Here is a 16,832-nt window from a genome sequence, read left to right as displayed (position 1 = left end):
CGGACCTCGGGCTGGGCGCCGCAGCTTGCGGGCAGAGTGCAGGAGCGCCAGCAACGCGGCAAAAGCCCTGGGCGCGGCGCAGGCTTCGCGTAGCATGGCGGCATGCAAAAGTGCTTCGGCGCGGGGCTCTCGGCTCTGCTCGTCGTCCTCGGAACCGGCCGCGCGCTCGCCGCCGAATACACACTCTCGCCGGGGGTCTCCCAGGCCGAGGTGGCCGCGCAGCTCGACGCCTTGAAGCCTGGCGACACCCTCACGCTCTTGCCCGGTGACTACTCGGGCATCGACCTGGATCTGCAGCACTCGGGCGGCGCCGGCATTGCGGGCACCCAGGCCCAGCCCATCACCATCATCGGCAAGGCGGACGCGAGCGGAAAACTCCCGCACGTGATCGCGAACACCGATGCTTATCAAGAAGCGGTGCGGCTCCGCACTGGCTGCGCCTTCATCACGCTGATGAACCTGCACCTGTCGGCCAAGGGCTCCGACACCCAGGCCGGGATCCTGATCGACTCCGGAGTGAACGACATTGTCATCTCCGACAACCTGATCGAGGACGTGACCGGGATCGGGATCCAGATCCAGACCCAGAGCGACGTGCATGACATTCTGATCGAGAACAACGAGATCCACCACACCGGCACCAACACTGGCGACGGGAACAACGGCGGGCAAGCGTTCACCGCAGGCGGGTTCAGCGCGGGGTCGGCGACCAAGAACGTTCACCACATCGTGCTCAGGCGGAACCTGATTCACGACACGACGGGGCAAGAGGGTGACTGCCTGAAGTTCATGTACGGCGTGTACGCCAGCACGATGGAAGACAACGTGCTCTACGCCTGCCCGCGCGGGGTGTCGGGGCAGACCGAGAACTACGGCATCACCTCGTATGGCGCCGGCGCCGCGCACTATCAGAACGCGGGCGACGCCAACGTGATCCGCAGAAACCTGATCGTGGGCAGTGCCGCTGCGCAGGCGGGGCACTCGAACGTCGCCATCTACGCCGGCCCCGGGACCTTCGTGGAGAACAACCTGATCCTCGGTTCGAACCAGGGCATCGCGGCGCGACTGGAAGACGAAGCGCCGGACATGAAGAACCTGCGCGTGGTGAACAACACGGTCTACGACGCGAGCGACCATGCCTTTTCGATCCGCGGCTGCCAGAAGGCGGATGCGTCGGTGGTGGTCACCGGCAACGCCTTCCTGGCGGTGCAAGCGAGCGGCTTCGGCTACCGCATGCCCGATCCCGTGGGCAGCATGGTCGCCAAGGCCAACTACTTCGAAGGGCAGGACTACGCCGAGGCAGCGCCGCCGGTGATGATCCCCTTGCCCGCAGCGGCGAGCGCGCTGTTCGTGAACCCGTCCGCCACGCTGCCGGGCGCGGACTTCATGCTGAAGGCGGGCTCGGCGCTGATCGACGCCGCCGACGGCCCGACGGCGCCCGCCGACGATTTCGATCTCGCGCCGCGTCCGTCCGGAGCGGGCCCCGACGTGGGCGCGTACGAGTGGCAAGCCGATCTCTCCAAACACTGGGCCCTGGCGCTGGCGTTCAAGGGCGGCTTCGGCAGCGGCGGCGTCCCTGGCACCGGGGGCGCGACCGGAGCCGGCGGCGTCACGAGCGGCGGCGCCGGTGGCACCAGCAGCGCAGGCACCGGTGGAACGAAAAACGACGACGGTGGCTCATCGAGCGGCTGTGGTTGTTTCGTCGCAGGCAGCTCGGGCAGTGGAACGGCGTGGGCGTTCGCCGCGGGGCTTGGGGCTCTGGCGCTGCTGTGCTTTCGGCGGCGACGCGCTGGGCCGAACCCCGCGGCGCTTTAGGTGCCGCGCTCAACCCGCTACATCGACCCGCGACGCAACGGCCTCGCCGATGCGCAGGCCGTCGACGGCCGCGCTGACGATACCACCCGCGAAGCCCGCGCCCTCGCCCGCCGGGTACAGCCCCGCCAGGTCGACGGCCTCGAGGGTCTCGGGGTGGCGTGGCACACGCACGGGACCACTGGTGCGGGACTCGACGCCGATCAACACGGCCTCCTCGGTCAGGTATCCGCGCATGCTCTTCTCGAAGGCGCGGAGCGCGCTGCGAATGCGCTCGGCGATGCGAACGCCAGCAACGTCGACGACCTCGGCGACGTTGCCGGCCATCAGCCCCGGGATGTACGACGACTTCGGGACTGTGCTCGAGCCGCGCCCGGCGACGAAATCCGTGGCGCGCGTCGCCGGCGCGACCAGCGCGCCGCCACCCGCTTCGAACGCCGCTCGTTCGATGCGACGCTGAAACTCCACCCCGGCGAGCGGGCCAGTGAAGCCCGCGGCGATCAGATCTTCGAGCTCGACAGCCACCACCAGACCCGAGTTGGCGTACGGCGAGTCACGCCGCGCGAGACTCATGCCGTTGACCACCAACCCGTCCAGCTCCGTGCTCGCGGGAACCACCCAGCCGCCGGGGCACATACAGAACGAAAATACTCCGCGTCCCCCAACCTCCGCCGCGAGGCGATACGCCGCCGAGGGCAGCTTGGGGTGTCCAGCAGAAGCGCCGTACTGGATCTGATTGACGAGGGACTGCGGGTGTTCGATGCGGACGCCGAGCGCGAAGGGTTTGGGCTCGAGCGCGACCCCGGCTCGCGAGAGCAGCGCGAACACGTCTCGGGCGGAGTGGCCCGTCGCGAGTATCACCGCCGACGCTGCGAGCTCACTGCCGTCGGCGAGCTGCACACCGCGAACTGCACGCCGGCCGCCGCGCTCTTCGAGCAGCAGCTCCGTGACCTTCGCACCGAAGCGAAATTCGACACCGACAGCCTCGAGCCGCTCGCGGATCTGCGTGACGACCTGCGGCAGGCGGTTGGAGCCGATGTGGGGCCGAGCATCGGTCAAGATCGAGCTCGGAGCACCGGCCAGCGCGAGCACCTCGAGCACGTCCCGGACGTTCCCGCGTTTGTGCGCGCGAGTGTAGAGCTTGCCATCGCTGTACGTGCCCGCGCCGCCCTCGCCGAAACAGTAGTTGCTGTCCGGATCCACCACACCCTTCGCATTCAAGGCCTTGAGGTCGTGCCGGCGCGGTTGCACTTGTTTGCCCCGGTCGAGGACGATCGACGCCACGCCGCGCCGCGCCAGCTGGTACGCGGCGAACATGCCCGCCGGGCCCTCCCCCACGATGATCACCCGGGCGGGTGTTTGCACTTCGCGCGGTGGCGGCTCGCCGAGCGCGGTCGGCGCGGCTTGCCCGATGCCAACCAGCAAGTGGAAGCGGATCCGCCCCCGGCGGGCGTCGAGGGACCGTTTCTGCACGACGAGCTCCGGCAGCTCGGCCGCTCCGACCCCGAGCGCTCGCGCAACGCGATCTCTGAGAGCCGCGGAGTCGTCCGCGTCGTCGAGCCCGAGCTCGACGCTGATTTCTTCGGGGAACCTCGATCCCATGTGCGATGCCACCTATACCTCTGATCCGAACGGCTTCGTCGCTCGTACTGGGGAGGTGTTGGGCTTCGCCCTGACCCCGAGGTCGCCCGTGGCGTGCCCCCCACCGACTTGGTACGGTGGCGTGGTGGTGGCGGACCCGCGCGAAGAGCCCGACGACGCCGCCTGGGTCCAGGCGATGGCCCGGGGCGACCAGGCCGCGATCGGCCTGTTGTATGACCTGCACGCCCCGCTGCTCTTGTCCCTGGTTCGGCGCATCGTGGTCGACGCCGGAGCGGCCGAAGATCTGGTCCACGACGTGTTCCTCGAGGCCTGGCGGCGCGCGGCCGACTACGACTCGGAGCGGGGAAGCGTGCGCACCTGGCTGGCGCTCCGGGCCAGAAGCCGAGCCATCGACTACCGGAAGTCGGCCGAGGTCGCCCGCCGAGTCCCGATGGAAGAGTCCCGGCACCTCGGGTTGCTCGCCAGTTCGATGGACGACGCCTCGATGCTGCCGGATCACGCCCGAGTGCGGCGGATGCTGGTGGCGCTGCCGGAGGATCACCAGCACGTGCTGTACCTGGGTTACTTCGAGGGCCTGAGCTCGAGCGAGATCGCCGAGCGAGTGGGGATCCCGATCGGGACCGTGAAGTCGCGGGTCGCGAGCGCGCTCTCGCGGCTGCGCGCTGTGATGAATTCTCCGGAGGACGGATGAGCACGCCGCTCGATGACCTGCCCAGCTTCGTGCGGGAAGCCCTCGATGGTGAGGCGGTACGGCCGGACGCCGTCCGGAACGCGCGCGAGGCAGTGGTGGCGCTCGCGGCGGGACTGCCAGCTTCGACTCCCAGCCCCGAGGCTCGCGCCCGGCTTTTGACGAGCATTGGTACCGGAGCCGAGCGCTACGCGCCCTTCTTCGATCGCCTCGCGCAGATGGTCGAGCTCGAGCTCGCTCGGGTGCGGGCCGTGTTCGATGCGGCCGAGGACACGAACCGGTGGGAGCGCGACAAGATGCCCGGGCTCGCGCTGTTCCACTTCGAACCGGGACCGGCCCTCGCGGGTGCCGACGCCGGTCTCGTGGAAATTGCGGCCGGGGTCGAGTTCCCGGAGCACGTACACCTCGGCTCCGAGCGAGTGTTCGTGCTTCGCGGTGCCTATCGGGACTCGTCGGGCCGCATCGTCGGGCCGGGCGACTGGCACGAGATGCCGGCAGAAAGCAGCCACTCGTACCGTGTGCTGCCGGATGCACCGTGTTTGTACGCCGTGGTGCTCGAGGCGGGCATCACCATCGGCGGTCAGCGCTTCGGCTGACACCCCGCCCGGCTCCGAGCGGTCGCCTGCGGCGCCGCGCTGAGGTACGCTCGGTCCCATGGGTCGTCGTCGCTGGCTGTGGATCGCGGCGGCCCTGTTCAGCTGCGGCGGCGGCGAGGCGCCCCCTGATCCGGGCCGCGTCGAGCAGACGCTGGCCGCTGTGCCAGAACGCGATCATCACCCAGAGGGTGTGCTCGGCCACCCGGTCTCGCTGCCGGACGGTCGACGCATCGAGTCGCGAACCGGAAGAGATCCGGGTGAGAGTGATCTCTGGCTCATCGAGGCGAGTGGCGCGAGCGCGCCGCTCACCCCCGCTCCGGGCTTCGACGAGCTGCCCTTCGTGCTGCCCGACGGGCGCGTCACTTTCGTCTCGGGGCGAACCACCGTCGCGTCCCTCTTCGTGGTCGAGCCGAACACCGGCGAAACCCAGCAGCTCACCAACATCGGCCTCGCCGCCGGAAAACCCTGGAGCGGGTTCGTCCCCCCTCCAGCGCGTGAGCCGAGTTTTTCGGACGGGGCACTGCACTACGACGACGGTAGCGGCAAGCGCTGGCGTGTCGACGTCGCGACCGGCGCGGCGACGGAGGATGACGCGCCATGAGACGCGCACTCCTCGCGCTTGCGATGCTGTTCGTTGCCGCACCGGCAGCCGCGCAGAAGTACCGTTTTCCGATGGAGCTCCCCACCTCGGGGACCCAACCGTACGTCACCGCGTATCGCGACGAAGACACGGGGGCTGGGCTCAAAGACTGGAACTGCGGCACCACCACCTACAACGGGCACAAGGGCAGCGACTTCGGCATCGGCAGCTGGCCCGTCATGGATGCGGGCAGCCGCTGGGCGGTGGCTGCCGCGGACGGCAAGGTGATCTTCGTGAACGACGGCTGCGCGGACCATTGTTCGACGGGCGACTGCGGCTGTGGCAGTGGCTTCGGCAACTACGTCCGGCTCCAGCACGCGGACGGCAACACCACGACCTACGGCCACCTCATGCTCGGGTCGCTCGTGGTCGCAAACGGGGCCACGGTGAAGTGTGGGGACCACCTGGGCAAGGTCGGCTCGAGCGGCAACTCGACCGGACCCCACCTGCACTTCGAACCCAGAAACTCCGGGGCGACGTCGCTCGAGCCGTTCGCCGGTTCGTGCGGCGCGAGCGCGAGCCTGTGGCTGACCCAGGGTGCCTACAAGGCCCTGCCGGCGGATCAATGTGAGAACCCAACGCCGCCCGAGGTCGACAGCAGCAAGCTGGCGACTGAGTCACCGAGCGGCACCCTCACTGTCGCGCCCGGTGCCAACTTCCAGAAGAGCTGGGTGCTCGACAACGACGGCAACACGACCTGGTCGACAGCCGGCGGTTACTCGCTCGCGCAGGTCGGCGGCGACGTGCTCGGCGCCACGCTGCCGGCAGATCTCGGCGCGGCCGAGAGCATCAAACCCGGCGCACAAAAGAACTGGGTGCTCGCGTTCGTGGCACCCACGACGCCGGGCAACTACAGCGGCGACTACCGCATGGACCGCACGGGCAAGGGAGCGTTCGGCGCAACCTTGCACGTAGAAGTCGTAGTCGCGAACGCGGGCGCGGGCGGCGCGAGCAGCGGGGGCGGCGCGAGCGCGGGCGGCAACGCGAACGGCGGTTCCGCGGCCATCGGTGCAGGCGGCAGCGCGCTCGGCGGGGGCGGAACGAAGCCGGGGCTCGGCGGCGGCAGCGCTGCCACATCCGCAGCGCCGTCCACGGAGGACGTCGAGGGCGGGTGCAGCTGTCGAGCAACCGGGCCGAGCCGTCCGCTTGGCGGCGCGGGCTTCGCGCTCGCGTTGCTCGTGCTCGGGGCCCGGCGCAAGAGCGAGGTGCGCTCGCGCTCACTCGACGAACGCCGACGCCGTGCGCTGAGACCCGGTAGATGACGCGCCGCTTGGAGTGGTTCTACGATTTTTCCTGCCCCTACGCGTACCTCGCGTCGACGCAGATCGAAGCGCTGGCGGAGCGGACCGGGGCGGAGCTGGTGCACAAACCCTTCCTCCTGGGCGGTGTGTTCAAGGCCCTCGGGGGCGAGCCCATGGCAAGCCTCGCCCCCCCACGCGCGCGCATGAACGGGCTCGACATGTTTCGCTGGGCCGAACACTGGGACGTGCCCCTGGTGATGCCCGCGGGACATCCGAACCGGACTGTGCTCGCCCTGCGCGCCGCGCTCGCGTCCGGCGATCTGCCGCGTGCAAGCCGGGCTCTGTTCGATGCTTACTGGGCGGAGGGACGCGATCTCTCCAACCCCACCGTCGTCGAAGCAGCCCTGACCTCGGTCGGGTTCGACGGCCAAGCTCTGGTGCGTCGAGCGGACGACTACAAAGACGAGCTTCGCTCGCGCACGGATGAGGCCGTCACCCGTGGGGTCTTCGGAGCTCCGGCGTTCTTCGTCGATGCTGAGCTGTACTGGGGGCAAGACCGCCTCGACTTCGTCGAACGCGCGCTCGGCGGCGCTCCCCCGATTCGCGAGCAAACCTCCGCGCCCGCCGGGGCGAGCGTGGATTTCTGGTACGACTTCTCGAGCCCGTTCGCCTATCTCGCCGCGACGTCCATCGAGTCGCTCTCGGCACGGGTCGGCGCGGCCGTGCGATTTCGTCCGTTCTTGCTCGGCGCGCTGTTCCGAGCCATCGGCACTGCCGACGTGCCACTCTTCAGCTTCCCGGAGGCAAAACGCAGGTATTTCGAGCGGGACCTCGAGCGGTTCGCCGTGGAGCGCGGCGTGCGCTTGCGCTTCCCAGTCACTTCCCGATCCGCAGTGTGCTGCCGCTCCGCGTCGCCCTCGCCGCGGGGCCGGATGGGGCGCGCCTGTGCCGCGCGCTCTTCGATGCCGCGTGGCGCGACGACCGGGACATCGCCGACGCGGCGATCCTCGGAGCCGTGCTCGCCGAACAGGCCCTCGACCCCAGCTTGGTGGCCGCGGCCACGTCGGACGCGATCAAACAGAGCCTGCGCGACAACACCGCGGAGGCAATCGCGCGCGGTGTGCCGGGCGCGCCCGCGTTCGTCGTGGGCGACTCGGTGTTCTGGGGGCAAGACCGGCTGCTCTTCGTGGAGAAGGCCCTCGGGGGTTGGCGACCCAAGATCGGGTGACCCGCCGGAGTGGGCTGCGCGAACCCGCGCCGAATTGCCCACCGTGGACGAGCAGCCCGGACCCATGTGAGGCTCGCAGGCGTTAGCTATGTCTCACACCTCAAAGCCCCCTGACGGCGCACGGCGCTTCGAAGGCGAGAGCCTGCTTGGCGCGCGCTTCGTCAACGTCGAGCTCGGGCAAGCCCGGTTTGCCTCCTCCTCTCTCGACGGCGCACGCTTCGAAGGCGGCTCGATGTCGCGGGTTCGAGTCAAGAACACCACCCTCGTCGGGCTCGACGTCGACGACATCGACGCCAAGGCGAGCCGCATCGCAAACGCCGACTTTTCCAGCCTGTCCCTGACCGACGCCAAGCTGGCACATGCCGAGCTCCGGGACATCGACGCGGAAAAGCTGGTCCTGACGGACGCCAAGCTGGCGGGCGCCCGGCTCGAGGACATCGACGGCTCGGGGCTGTCACTCTCGGACGCCAACCTCAGCGGGGCAAAGCTGGAGAACGTCGATCTCTCCCGCGCGGCACTCTCCAACATGAAGCTCGCGGGCGCCTCGCTGAAGAACTGCGACCTGTCGGGCCTGACCCTGACGGACGCGACGCTCGCGGGTGCGATCCTCGAGGACGTGAACGCAGCCGGCTGCACATTGACGGACGCGAAGCTGACCGGGGCGAGGTTGCTCGACGTCGATCTCGCCGACGCGGTGCTCGAAGATGCCAACCTGTCCGGGGCGCGACTGCGCAACGTGGACCTGCGGAACGTCGTCCTCGAAGACTGCAACATCAGCGGGCTCACGCTCGACGGGATCCGCATCGACGAGCTCTGGGAGAAAGCCCGCGCCGAGCGCGGCTCGGGCACCCAGCGCAAGAGTTGAGCGCTCAAGAGCTGTCCAATTCTTGGACAGCTCTTTCACTTTGTCATCGGGGAGGCACGCGCCTCCCCGCCCCAACGAAGTGAATTCGTTGGGGCCCCACCCCACGCGGGCCGGCCTCGCCGGCTTGCGCCAGGCCAATTCTTGGACAGCTCTTCAGACGGTCGGATGCGGAGCCGGGCTGCGCCGAGCCGGCGCCTCGCCCCGCGACAGAACGTGCACGTTGACCGCGTCCGCGCCCAGGGTCTGCTCCGCCGCCAGGACCACGTGTTCGTGGTGGGTGAAGAGTAGGATCTGCATGCTGGCTGCGATTTCTGCCAATACCCCGAGGGCCGCCCGCGCCCGCTCTTCGTCGAAGTTGATCAGCACGTCGTCGAGAATTAGCGGCAGCGGCTCGTTGCTCCGGGCGTAGTGCTCCACGCTCGCGAGGCGGAGCGCCAGGTAGAGCTGATCACACGCGCCGTCGCTGAGCCGAGCGATCGGCACCTTCACTCCCTCGTGCGAAACGGCCATCAGGGCTGGTGGCTCGGCATCGAGATCGACCCTCACCTCTGCATGAGCCCCCAGGGTGAGCCGAGGAAAAATCTGGTTGGTTCGCTCGAGCAGCGGACCCTGGTGCGTGGCGCGGTAACGCTCGATCTCGTTGCGCAGCACCAGCTCCGCAGTCCTCACGCGGGCCCAGCGCTCGGCAGCGCTGCGGATCTTTGCCAGCGTGGCTTCGGCCTCGGCTTGGTTGTCCGCGGCCGCGCTGTTGCCATCGAAGCGCTCGAGACCGAGGGCGGCGGCGCGCTCTGTGTCGCGGGCCGAGTCTCGTTCGGCGTCGAGCTCCAGCAACATTTCTTCGAGCGCGACGGCGCGGGCGCGGGCCTCGTGCAGACTGACACCGAGGGCACGCTCCCGGATCTCTTCCAGCGGAGTACTGCCGCAGCTCTCGAACAGAGAGCGCTCGACCTCGACGATTTCCCGCTCGGCGGCGCGGCGCGACGTAGAGCGGGCCTCGGCCTCCGCCAGGAGTTTGCTGTCGTTCACGCCCGCCTGCGCCATGAGTGCCGACAACTCGCGCTGTTCTGCGGCGCGACCCAGCTCGAGCTCGACCGTGCGCGCGCCGGCGCGGGTGCGGCGTGCGCTCAGGTCTTCGCGGCGACGCTGGGCCTGCCGCGCGCTCCGGTGGCGTGAGATCAACTCCGCCGCCGCCCGCTCGACGCCGAGCTCCGAAAGCTCGGGCGCGTGAGCCGTGACCAGCTCGAGCACGTCGCGCTCGAACCCGGCCGACGTCTGCTCCATGCCAGCAATGCGATGCCGGAACGAATCACTCTTGTCGAGCTCGACCCGCACCTCGTCGAGCGCCGTCTGCACTTCGTCCGCTTCCGCGGGGCTCGCGTCCGCCCCCAACCCGAGCTGGCTCACTGCCTCGGCCCAGCGGGCCTGCCAGGCTTGGGAGCTCGCGCGGATTTCTGCGGCGGCGGCCTCGAGTGATGAGCGGAGCACGCGCGCGCGCGCGAGTGCCAGCTCGATGCCGCGCAGCTTCTCCCTCGCGTGCTGCCAGCGCTCGAGCAAACCTCGCATCTCCCGCGGCGACTGCGCCTCGAGCCCCAGCGCAGCAAACAGCTCGCGCCAGGCGGTCTGGAGCGTTGCCGCTCGCGCATCGACCTCCGCCTGCTCCGCCTGAAGGCTGCTGGACGCATCCCGAGCTCGTGCGATTTTTGCCTCCAGCGACGCGAAGTTGAGCACCCGGGTTGCTTCGCGACGCAAACGGTCGGCGGTCTCGTCGGCGCGTCGCTCCGCAGCGGCCAGCGCCTGGAGGACCGGACTGTCGGCGCCCGCCGTTCCGGCTTCGAGCGCCTGACGCAGCTCGGAGAAATGCCCATCCCGCTGGGCACGAACTCTCGCCAGCTCCGCCTCCGTTGGGACATCCCCCGCCAGCTGTAGCGCCCGAAGCTCTTCTTCAGCCCGCGTCCGCTCGCCGTCGAGCGCGGCACGGCGCTCATCGAGCCGCTCGCGGACCCGAGCCGCCGCGGCGAAGCGATCCGCAAAATCCTCGATTGCCTCGCGACTGGGCAAGACTGCATCGAAGTGCTCGGGCGCGACGCCGAGCTCAGCGATTTCCCGCGGCGCGAGCCCGAGCTCGGCCTCCAGCTCCTCGACCCGCGCGCGCTCGGTCGCGCTGAGTTTTTCCGCTTGTTCGGCCTCGACCGCCAGGCGGGTGCGATCGGCCACCAGCGTCTTGAGCCGTGCCACCAGCGGCCGACTCGGCAGCAGGGCACGCGGGTCGTCCGCGATGGATCGGCCGAGAGCCGCCAGGTGCCGAGCCACGAGTGCCTCGGAGGCTCCGAGCTCGGCTCGACGCTTGACCAGATCCGTCTGGTGCCCCCGATACTCACCGAGTCGCGCCTGCAGCGCATCGACCACCGTGTCCGAGAGCGCGAGCAGACTCTCCGGGATCGAGAGCTCCGACAGCTCGCGGTCGACCTCCGCGAGCTCGGCAGCGATCTGCCGCTCTTCGCGCTCGGCGAGCAGCAGCGTCTTCTCCGCTTCGATGCGGCGCACGGTCGCGTCATCCGGCAAGAGTGGAGCGTCCGCCACGGCGGCCAGCTCCGCCCGAGCCGCCTCGCGTCTCCCGATCAGCGGCAGCACCTCCACCAGCTCTTGTGCCGCGGACAACCTCTGCCGGATCTCGGTCCGCCGCGCTTCGATCGCGGCCAGCTCCGCCCCCGCGCGCGCCAGAGCTTTCTGCTGCTCCGGCCAGGCCTCGGGGCGCGTCGCCGCAGTGCGAACCGCTTTGACCTGTTCCGCGTGCAGCCGCAGCGCCGCGTTGATCTCCGGCGAGCGGGCGTTCTGGCTGGCCTTGAACAGCGCCTCCGCTTCCTTGCCCAGCTCATCGAGCACCCGCTTGACGCTGCCCCCGCCGATGCCCGCGTCGAACAGGCTCTGGCCAACGTCGCCACCCCCGGTCGCCAAGAGCTCCCCACCCTGGCGCAAGCGCGCGTGGTCCAAGCCGAACGCCGTCTCGAACACCGACCGGCCGACGCCACCGAGCCAGTGCGAGAGGGTTCTCTCGTCGAGCGGAGTACCATCCGGTGCGAGGAGTGTGTTCTTGCGTCCCTTGCGCCGCTCGAAGCGAAGCTCGGTTCCGTCGGCGGCGCATACGACGCCCGACAGCGAGAGCGAGTCGTGAAGATACGTGTCGGGTGTGGAGTGCGGCACGCCGTACAAGAGCGCGGTGATGCCCCGGAGCGCGGTGCTCTTGCCCGCTTCGTTTCGCCCAAAGATGATGTGCAGCCCGGGAGCGGACAGATCGAGGCGCGCGTCGGTGAAGCCGCCGTAACGCAGGAGTCCGAGCTCGAGCAGCCTCACCCCTCGTCTCCCCCGGAGAGGCGCGGCAAGAGCAGCTGTTCGACGTCCTCCAGCAGGGCCTCCATGCCCGCGGGGCTCTCCCAGTCGAGCGCGTCGGGTCCCGATCTGAGCGCCTGCGGCAGACGAGTGACGAGCGTGGCGAGCTCCCGGGCGATGCCGGCCCGCGCGTCGCCATTCTGACGCAGCTCCGCGAGGCCGCGGAACACCTGCGCGATGGCGTCGTCCCTGCTGCAGAGCTCCGCGAGATCGAGGTAGTCCCGCGTCGCAAAGCGGATCTTCTCGACCCACAAGTCCTCACCGCCCAGCTCGGTGCCGAGCGCTCGCACCTCCGCCAACCAGCGCTCCGGGTCGCGCGAGATCGTGGCGTGAGCTCGGGTCGCCCCCTCGACGATGACCCGCGCGGCGAGCAGGCGACCGCCGGCTGCATCCAGCTCTTCTACGAGCGCGCCGCGCAGCTTGTCGAGCACCTCTTCGGGGCTGTCGCAGCCCTGAGCATCGACCCTGCAAGTGGAGAAGCGCACGACATCGAGCGCGCGCGGCTCGGCGCCGAGGATCCGGCCATCCGAGACCTCGATCAGGGTCGCCCCCTTGTCGCCCGTCTCGCGGGCATGCCGGCCCTGCAGGTTGCCGGGAAAGACCACCCACGGTTCGGCGGAGAGCACCTCGCGTTGGTGCACATGGCCGAGCGCCCAGTAGTCGTAGCCCTTGTCGACGAGCTCCGACAGCGAACAGGGTGCGTACGGCGCGTGACCCTCCCGACCCGTGACGCTGGTGTGCAGGAGCCCGATGTTCAAGAGGCCGGACAGCGGTGCGGGATACGCGCTCGCCAGGTTGTCGGTGACCGACCGGGTTGCGAAGCCCTGACCGTGCACCGCGACCCCCAGGTCGTCCAGGACCACGCTGCCCGCGCGCTTCACGGGCAGCTCCCGGACGCGCTTCGGCAGGTCGAGGTGTTTCTGTAGCTGGCTCGTCGCGTCGTGGTTGCCGCGGATCCACACCACGTCCACGTTCGCGCGGTCGAGGGTGAGCAGCTGCGAGCGGAAGAACAGCGCTGTGGAGTAGTCCTTCCAGTCGCCGTCGAAGAGATCGCCGGCGAGCAGCACCAACGACGCTTCTTCGTCCAGCGCCAGCGCCACCAGGTTCTGGAACGCGACCCGGGTAGCCCCGCGGATGCGGTGCAGCGGTGCCCCTTCGTAGCGCTCGAGCCCCAAGAGCGCGCTGTCGAGGTGCAGATCGGCGGCGTGGACGATCTTCATCCGTGCCCTGGCTCATACCATGCCGACGGCCGCCCACCCCACACCCGGGCGTGATGGGCGGACGCAGTTTGTCACAGCCGAAGAACCCGGGAAATCCCGCGGGGAGTCGCGCGACTCCATTTCATCCTTCTCGACCGCCCCGATTCGGGGAATGTTCCGTTCCGTGACTAGACCCTACGCCATGGCCATCTGCGTCGGAGGGGGACCGGCGCCTGGAATCAACAGTGTGATCGGTGCCGCCACCATCCGCGCGTGCCTCGCGGGGGTCCCGGTGATCGGGATCCGCGACGGCTTCAAGTGGCTGATGCAAGGTGAAATCGAGCACGTGACGCCGCTCACCGTCGAGAAGGTCAGCCGCATTCACTTCCGCGGCGGCAGCATCATCGGGATCTCCAGGACCAATCCGACCAAAGAGCAGAAGCTGCTGGAGAATACCGTGATCTCCCTGCTGCGGATGAACGTCGACCGCCTGGTCACGATCGGCGGGGACGACACCGCGTACACGGCGCTCAAGCTGAGCCAGCAAGCTCAGGGGAGGATCGCCGTCGCCCACGTGCCCAAGACCATCGACAACGACCTGGACCTGCCGGAGAACCTCCCGACGTTCGGCTTCCAGACGGCTCGCCATGTTGGCGTCGGCATCGTCAAGGACCTGCAGGTCGACGCCTACACGACCAGCCGCTGGTACTTCATCATCACCATGGGTCGCAAGGCCGGGCACCTCGCCCTCGGCATCGGCAAGGCGGCCGGCGCCACGCTGACCTTGATCCCGGAAGAGTTCCAGGGGCCGAAGATCCGTCTCGACACCATCGTCGACACCCTGGCCGGAGCCATCATCAAGCGGCTCTCCTACGGGCGCAGCGACGGCACCGCGGTCCTGGCCGAAGGGTTGGTCGAGCAACTACACCCCGACGACCTGCGCGGTCTGACCGAGGTCGAGCGCGACGCTCACGACAACCTCCGCATCGCGGAGATCAACTTCGGCGAGATCCTGAAAACGCGCGTCGTGGCGCGCCTGCGGGAGTACGGGATCAAGTCGACCATCGTGGCGAAGAACATCGGCTACGAGCTGCGTTGCACCGACCCCATCCCGTACGACATGGAGTACACGCGTGACCTCGGGCACTGTGCGGCGGAGTACCTGCTCGAAGGGGGTACGGACGCCCTGGTCACGATCCATCGCGGGGTGTTCCGACCTCTCGCCCTGGCCAAGATGATCGATCCGGAGACTCAGCGCATGAAGGTGCGAATGGTCGACATCACGACGGAGCACTATCGCATCGCGCGGCGGTACATGCTGCGCCTGCGGCGGGACGACTTCCTGGACGCGCACGAGCTCGCAAAACTCGCCGCGACCGCCAACATGTCGCTGGAAGACTTCCGCGCGCGCTTCGAGTACCTGGTCGAGAACGAGCCGCCCCCCATCCAGTTTCTGCCGGGTTATTCCCCGCCCGAATCGACGCCCGTGCCGGCGCCGGTGAGCCCAGGCTGAGGCGTACCTCGAGCGCCCCGCCCCGCTGCCCCGGCTCCGGTTTGCGTGCGGTCCTGTGTCCTCGGGCCCACGGCATGATGGCAAACACCCTCAGCCGCTGCTGCCAACCTGTCTCGCCACCCCCATGAGCGCGACCTAGATCCGTGCCCTTGCGGCGGAGCGGCGTGTGGAACGTTCCTTGAAAGGCGAGCCTGGAGCATGCTGCCCGTTCTTCGCGCGCTCGCTCCCTGGTCCGCCGTTCTTTCCGTGGTGGCTCTGTCGTTGGCGAGCGCGGAGCTCGGGGCGTCGGCACCACCGTCCCACTCGTCGCCCGAGCTCGAGGCCCCGCTCGAGGCGGAGGCGGACCCGCCTTCGGCGCCGCTCGAGCGCGCCCCGATCTTCACCCGCAGCGGCGCGTCGAGCGCACCTCCGGGCTCCCCAACCGCAGGCGCAAGCTGCCCACCCGAGATGCAGCGGGTCGAGGGCAGCTACTGCCCGGAGGTCGAGCAGCGCTGTCTGCGTTATCTGGACTCACCCAAGGCCCGCTTCGGCACCTACCGTTGCGCGGTGTACGCACCCAGCCGATGCCTCTCGCCCCAGCGCACTCCCCTCCGCTTCTGCATCGACCGCGACGAACACGTGACCGCCGGCGCGAGTCTGCCGGACAACGACGTGAGCTTGCGCAGCGCGGAAAAGAGCTGCGCGCGCGAGGGCAAACGCGTGTGTCGCGAGAGTGAGTGGAACTTCGCCTGCGAGGGCGAGCAGATGTCACCCTACCCGTACGGGTTCGAGCGGGACGCCAGCGCGTGCAACACGGACCACGGTGACCTGGTCGACGATGCGGGAAAGCTGCGCGACAAACGCGCGGCCGCCGGCGCACACCCACGCTGCGTGAGCCCGTCTGGCGTGCGTGACCTGAGCGGAAACCTCGAAGAGGTGGTGGCCCGCGACGGCCCCGGTCCCACACACCTGGCGTTGAAGGGCGCGTACTGGCAGCCGAGTCGCAACCACTGCCGCGCCGCACAATACGGGCACGACGCTTGGTACCACGGCACCGAGACCGGCTATCGCTGTTGCTCCGATCTGGGCAACTGACGCGCGTGCGTAGCGCCGTGTGCTCCAACCTGTTAATTTGAGGCATGCGTCGATCGGTCACCTGGTGGGTCTTGGGGCTGGGAGCGTTGGGCTGGCTCGCGGCGTGCGGCGTCGAAGAAGAGGGCGGCGCTTCGGCGACCGGCGGCAAACCGGCGACTGGCGGCACCGCGAGCGGCGGCACGAGCACGAGCGGTGGGGGCGGTACGAGCGCGAGCGGTGGCGCCGGCGGAGCGAGCGGAGGAAGCGGCGGTGCGCTCGCGGGCGCCGGCGGAACCGCGGGCGCGCCCCCCGGCGGAGCAGGAGGCGTCGGGGGCACGCAGGCAGGCGGAGCGGCGGGCGGCGGAGGCACGACACCCTCCGGTGGAGCGGGTGGCGCGTCCGGCGGAGCGGGCGGCGCGTCCGGCGGAGCGGGCGGCGCGTCCGGCGGAGCAGGCGGCGCGTCCGGCGGCACCGGCGGCGCGTCCGGCGGCACCGGCGGCGCGTCCGGCGGCACCGGCGGCGCGTCCGGCGGCACCGGCGGCGCGTCCGGCGGCACCGGCGGCACCGGCGGCACCATCGGAGTCCTCTGCCCGAAGAACAAGCCGAGCGGCGCGTGCACCGAAGTGATCGCCGAGTGCAAATACGGCGGCGACCAGTGCGCTTGCTGGGGCGGAACGTGGCACTGCAACGCTTGCCCGGCCACCGCGCCGAACGACGGCAACAATTGTCCGGCGAGCGGCCAGGCCTGCAACTACGCCTCGACGGCCTGCGGTTGTGACTATCAGAAAGACTGGCAGTGCCTGACCTGCCCCGGCACGAAGCCCGGTGACGAATCGCAGTGCTACGACCAGAACGCGACCTGCACCTACGGCACCAAGTACTGTCACTGTCGCTGGACCGGCTCGAACAACAAGTGGGATTGCCCGGCCTGAGTCAACGTCGATTTGCACCTCAGCGTCGCTCCAGGCTCGACTCGAGCAGTCTTGCGACGCTCAGATCGCGATCGGC

Annotated in this window: 13 protein-coding genes and 1 pseudogene; 11 read left to right on the top strand and 3 right to left on the bottom strand. The window is 69.4% G+C overall.

The window, feature by feature from the left end; genetic code table 11:
• The first annotated feature begins 102 nt into the window (after positions 1 to 102).
• A complete protein-coding gene (locus IPI67_15705; protein MBK7581639.1) occupies positions 103 to 1,815 on the top strand; it encodes a right-handed parallel beta-helix repeat-containing protein in 1,713 nt (570 codons plus the stop codon).
• 9 nt (positions 1,816 to 1,824) lie between these two features.
• Here IPI67_15705 and IPI67_15700 read toward each other — a convergent pair whose 3' ends face one another.
• Complete coding sequence (locus IPI67_15700; protein MBK7581638.1) at positions 1,825 to 3,414, bottom strand: FAD-dependent oxidoreductase; 1,590 nt, start codon at positions 3,412 to 3,414, stop codon at positions 1,825 to 1,827.
• Between IPI67_15700 and IPI67_15695 the strand changes: the two genes are divergently transcribed.
• From IPI67_15695 to IPI67_15665, 7 genes and pseudogenes are all read left to right on the top strand, one after another.
• Positions 3,413 to 4,105, top strand: a complete 693-nt coding sequence (locus tag IPI67_15695) for a sigma-70 family RNA polymerase sigma factor (protein ID MBK7581637.1) — start codon at positions 3,413 to 3,415, stop codon at positions 4,103 to 4,105. The genes IPI67_15700 and IPI67_15695 overlap by 2 nt on opposite strands.
• Complete coding sequence (locus IPI67_15690; GenBank protein ID MBK7581636.1) at positions 4,102 to 4,698, top strand: cupin domain-containing protein; 597 nt, start codon at positions 4,102 to 4,104, stop codon at positions 4,696 to 4,698. Before IPI67_15695 ends, IPI67_15690 begins: the two co-directional genes overlap by 4 nt.
• 58 nt (positions 4,699 to 4,756) lie before the next feature.
• Positions 4,757 to 5,299 (top strand): hypothetical protein, encoded by a 543-nt coding sequence (locus tag IPI67_15685; protein MBK7581635.1) that lies wholly within the window; start codon positions 4,757 to 4,759, stop codon positions 5,297 to 5,299.
• Entirely contained in the window at positions 5,296 to 6,600 is a 1,305-nt protein-coding gene (locus tag IPI67_15680) for a peptidoglycan DD-metalloendopeptidase family protein (protein MBK7581634.1), read from the top strand. Before IPI67_15685 ends, IPI67_15680 begins: the two co-directional genes overlap by 4 nt.
• A pseudogene (locus IPI67_15675) lies at positions 6,597 to 7,163 on the top strand (2-hydroxychromene-2-carboxylate isomerase). The gene IPI67_15680 and the pseudogene IPI67_15675 overlap by 4 nt, the downstream one beginning before the upstream one ends.
• Before the next feature lie 311 nt (positions 7,164 to 7,474).
• Positions 7,475 to 7,807: a DsbA family protein gene (locus tag IPI67_15670; protein ID MBK7581633.1), complete on the top strand. Its 333-nt coding sequence runs from the start codon at positions 7,475 to 7,477 to the stop codon at positions 7,805 to 7,807.
• An 88-nt stretch (positions 7,808 to 7,895) separates the two neighbouring features.
• Positions 7,896 to 8,672 carry a pentapeptide repeat-containing protein gene (locus tag IPI67_15665; GenBank protein MBK7581632.1) on the top strand — a complete coding sequence of 259 codons (777 nt, stop codon included), beginning with the start codon at positions 7,896 to 7,898 and terminating at the stop codon, positions 8,670 to 8,672.
• 153 nt (positions 8,673 to 8,825) lie between these two features.
• Here IPI67_15665 and IPI67_15660 read toward each other — a convergent pair whose 3' ends face one another.
• Both IPI67_15660 and IPI67_15655 read right to left on the bottom strand, forming a co-directional pair.
• Entirely contained in the window at positions 8,826 to 12,023 is a 3,198-nt protein-coding gene (locus IPI67_15660; GenBank protein MBK7581631.1) for an AAA family ATPase, read from the bottom strand.
• On the bottom strand, positions 12,020 to 13,279 hold the full coding sequence (locus IPI67_15655) for a DNA repair exonuclease (protein MBK7581630.1): 1,260 nt from the start codon (positions 13,277 to 13,279) through the stop codon (positions 12,020 to 12,022). Before IPI67_15655 ends, IPI67_15660 begins: the two co-directional genes overlap by 4 nt.
• A gap of 181 nt (positions 13,280 to 13,460) precedes the next feature.
• On the opposite strand from IPI67_15655, the gene IPI67_15650 reads away from it, so the two are divergent.
• From IPI67_15650 to IPI67_15640, 3 genes are all read left to right on the top strand, one after another.
• The gene (locus tag IPI67_15650) at positions 13,461 to 14,771 is read left to right on the top strand and encodes a 6-phosphofructokinase (GenBank protein ID MBK7581629.1); all 1,311 of its coding nucleotides are present in this window, start codon (positions 13,461 to 13,463) and stop codon (positions 14,769 to 14,771) included.
• A gap of 198 nt (positions 14,772 to 14,969) precedes the next feature.
• The gene (locus IPI67_15645) at positions 14,970 to 15,845 is read left to right on the top strand and encodes an SUMF1/EgtB/PvdO family nonheme iron enzyme (GenBank protein MBK7581628.1); all 876 of its coding nucleotides are present in this window, start codon (positions 14,970 to 14,972) and stop codon (positions 15,843 to 15,845) included.
• 44 nt (positions 15,846 to 15,889) lie between these two features.
• Positions 15,890 to 16,756, top strand: a complete 867-nt coding sequence (locus tag IPI67_15640) for a hypothetical protein (GenBank protein ID MBK7581627.1) — start codon at positions 15,890 to 15,892, stop codon at positions 16,754 to 16,756.
• Positions 16,757 to 16,832: the final 76 nt, after the last annotated feature.

The sequence above is a fragment of the Myxococcales bacterium genome, assembly GCA_016706225.1.
Taxonomy (GTDB): domain Bacteria; phylum Myxococcota_A; class Polyangia; order Polyangiales; family Polyangiaceae; genus JADJKB01.
The sequence above is the reverse complement of the archived record's forward strand: the minus strand, read 5'-3'. Positions and strand labels throughout refer to the sequence as shown.

What these genes read in the sequence shown, in the direction of transcription:
- IPI67_15705 (MBK7581639.1), top strand. Translation starts at nt 103, where the DNA reads ATGCAAAAGTGCTTCGGCGCGGGGCTCTCGGCTCTGCTCGTCGTCCTC.
- IPI67_15645 (MBK7581628.1), top strand. Translation starts at nt 14,970, where the DNA reads ATGCTGCCCGTTCTTCGCGCGCTCGCTCCCTGGTCCGCCGTTCTTTCC.
- IPI67_15700 (MBK7581638.1), bottom strand. Translation starts at nt 3,414, where the DNA reads ATGGGATCGAGGTTCCCCGAAGAAATCAGCGTCGAGCTCGGGCTCGAC.
- IPI67_15640 (MBK7581627.1), top strand. Translation starts at nt 15,890, where the DNA reads ATGCGTCGATCGGTCACCTGGTGGGTCTTGGGGCTGGGAGCGTTGGGC.
- IPI67_15695 (MBK7581637.1), top strand. Translation starts at nt 3,413, where the DNA reads ATGTGCGATGCCACCTATACCTCTGATCCGAACGGCTTCGTCGCTCGT.
- IPI67_15690 (MBK7581636.1), top strand. Translation starts at nt 4,102, where the DNA reads ATGAGCACGCCGCTCGATGACCTGCCCAGCTTCGTGCGGGAAGCCCTC.
- IPI67_15650 (MBK7581629.1), top strand. Translation starts at nt 13,461, where the DNA reads ATGGCCATCTGCGTCGGAGGGGGACCGGCGCCTGGAATCAACAGTGTG.
- IPI67_15685 (MBK7581635.1), top strand. Translation starts at nt 4,757, where the DNA reads ATGGGTCGTCGTCGCTGGCTGTGGATCGCGGCGGCCCTGTTCAGCTGC.
- IPI67_15680 (MBK7581634.1), top strand. Translation starts at nt 5,296, where the DNA reads ATGAGACGCGCACTCCTCGCGCTTGCGATGCTGTTCGTTGCCGCACCG.
- IPI67_15665 (MBK7581632.1), top strand. Translation starts at nt 7,896, where the DNA reads ATGTCTCACACCTCAAAGCCCCCTGACGGCGCACGGCGCTTCGAAGGC.
- IPI67_15655 (MBK7581630.1), bottom strand. Translation starts at nt 13,279, where the DNA reads ATGAAGATCGTCCACGCCGCCGATCTGCACCTCGACAGCGCGCTCTTG.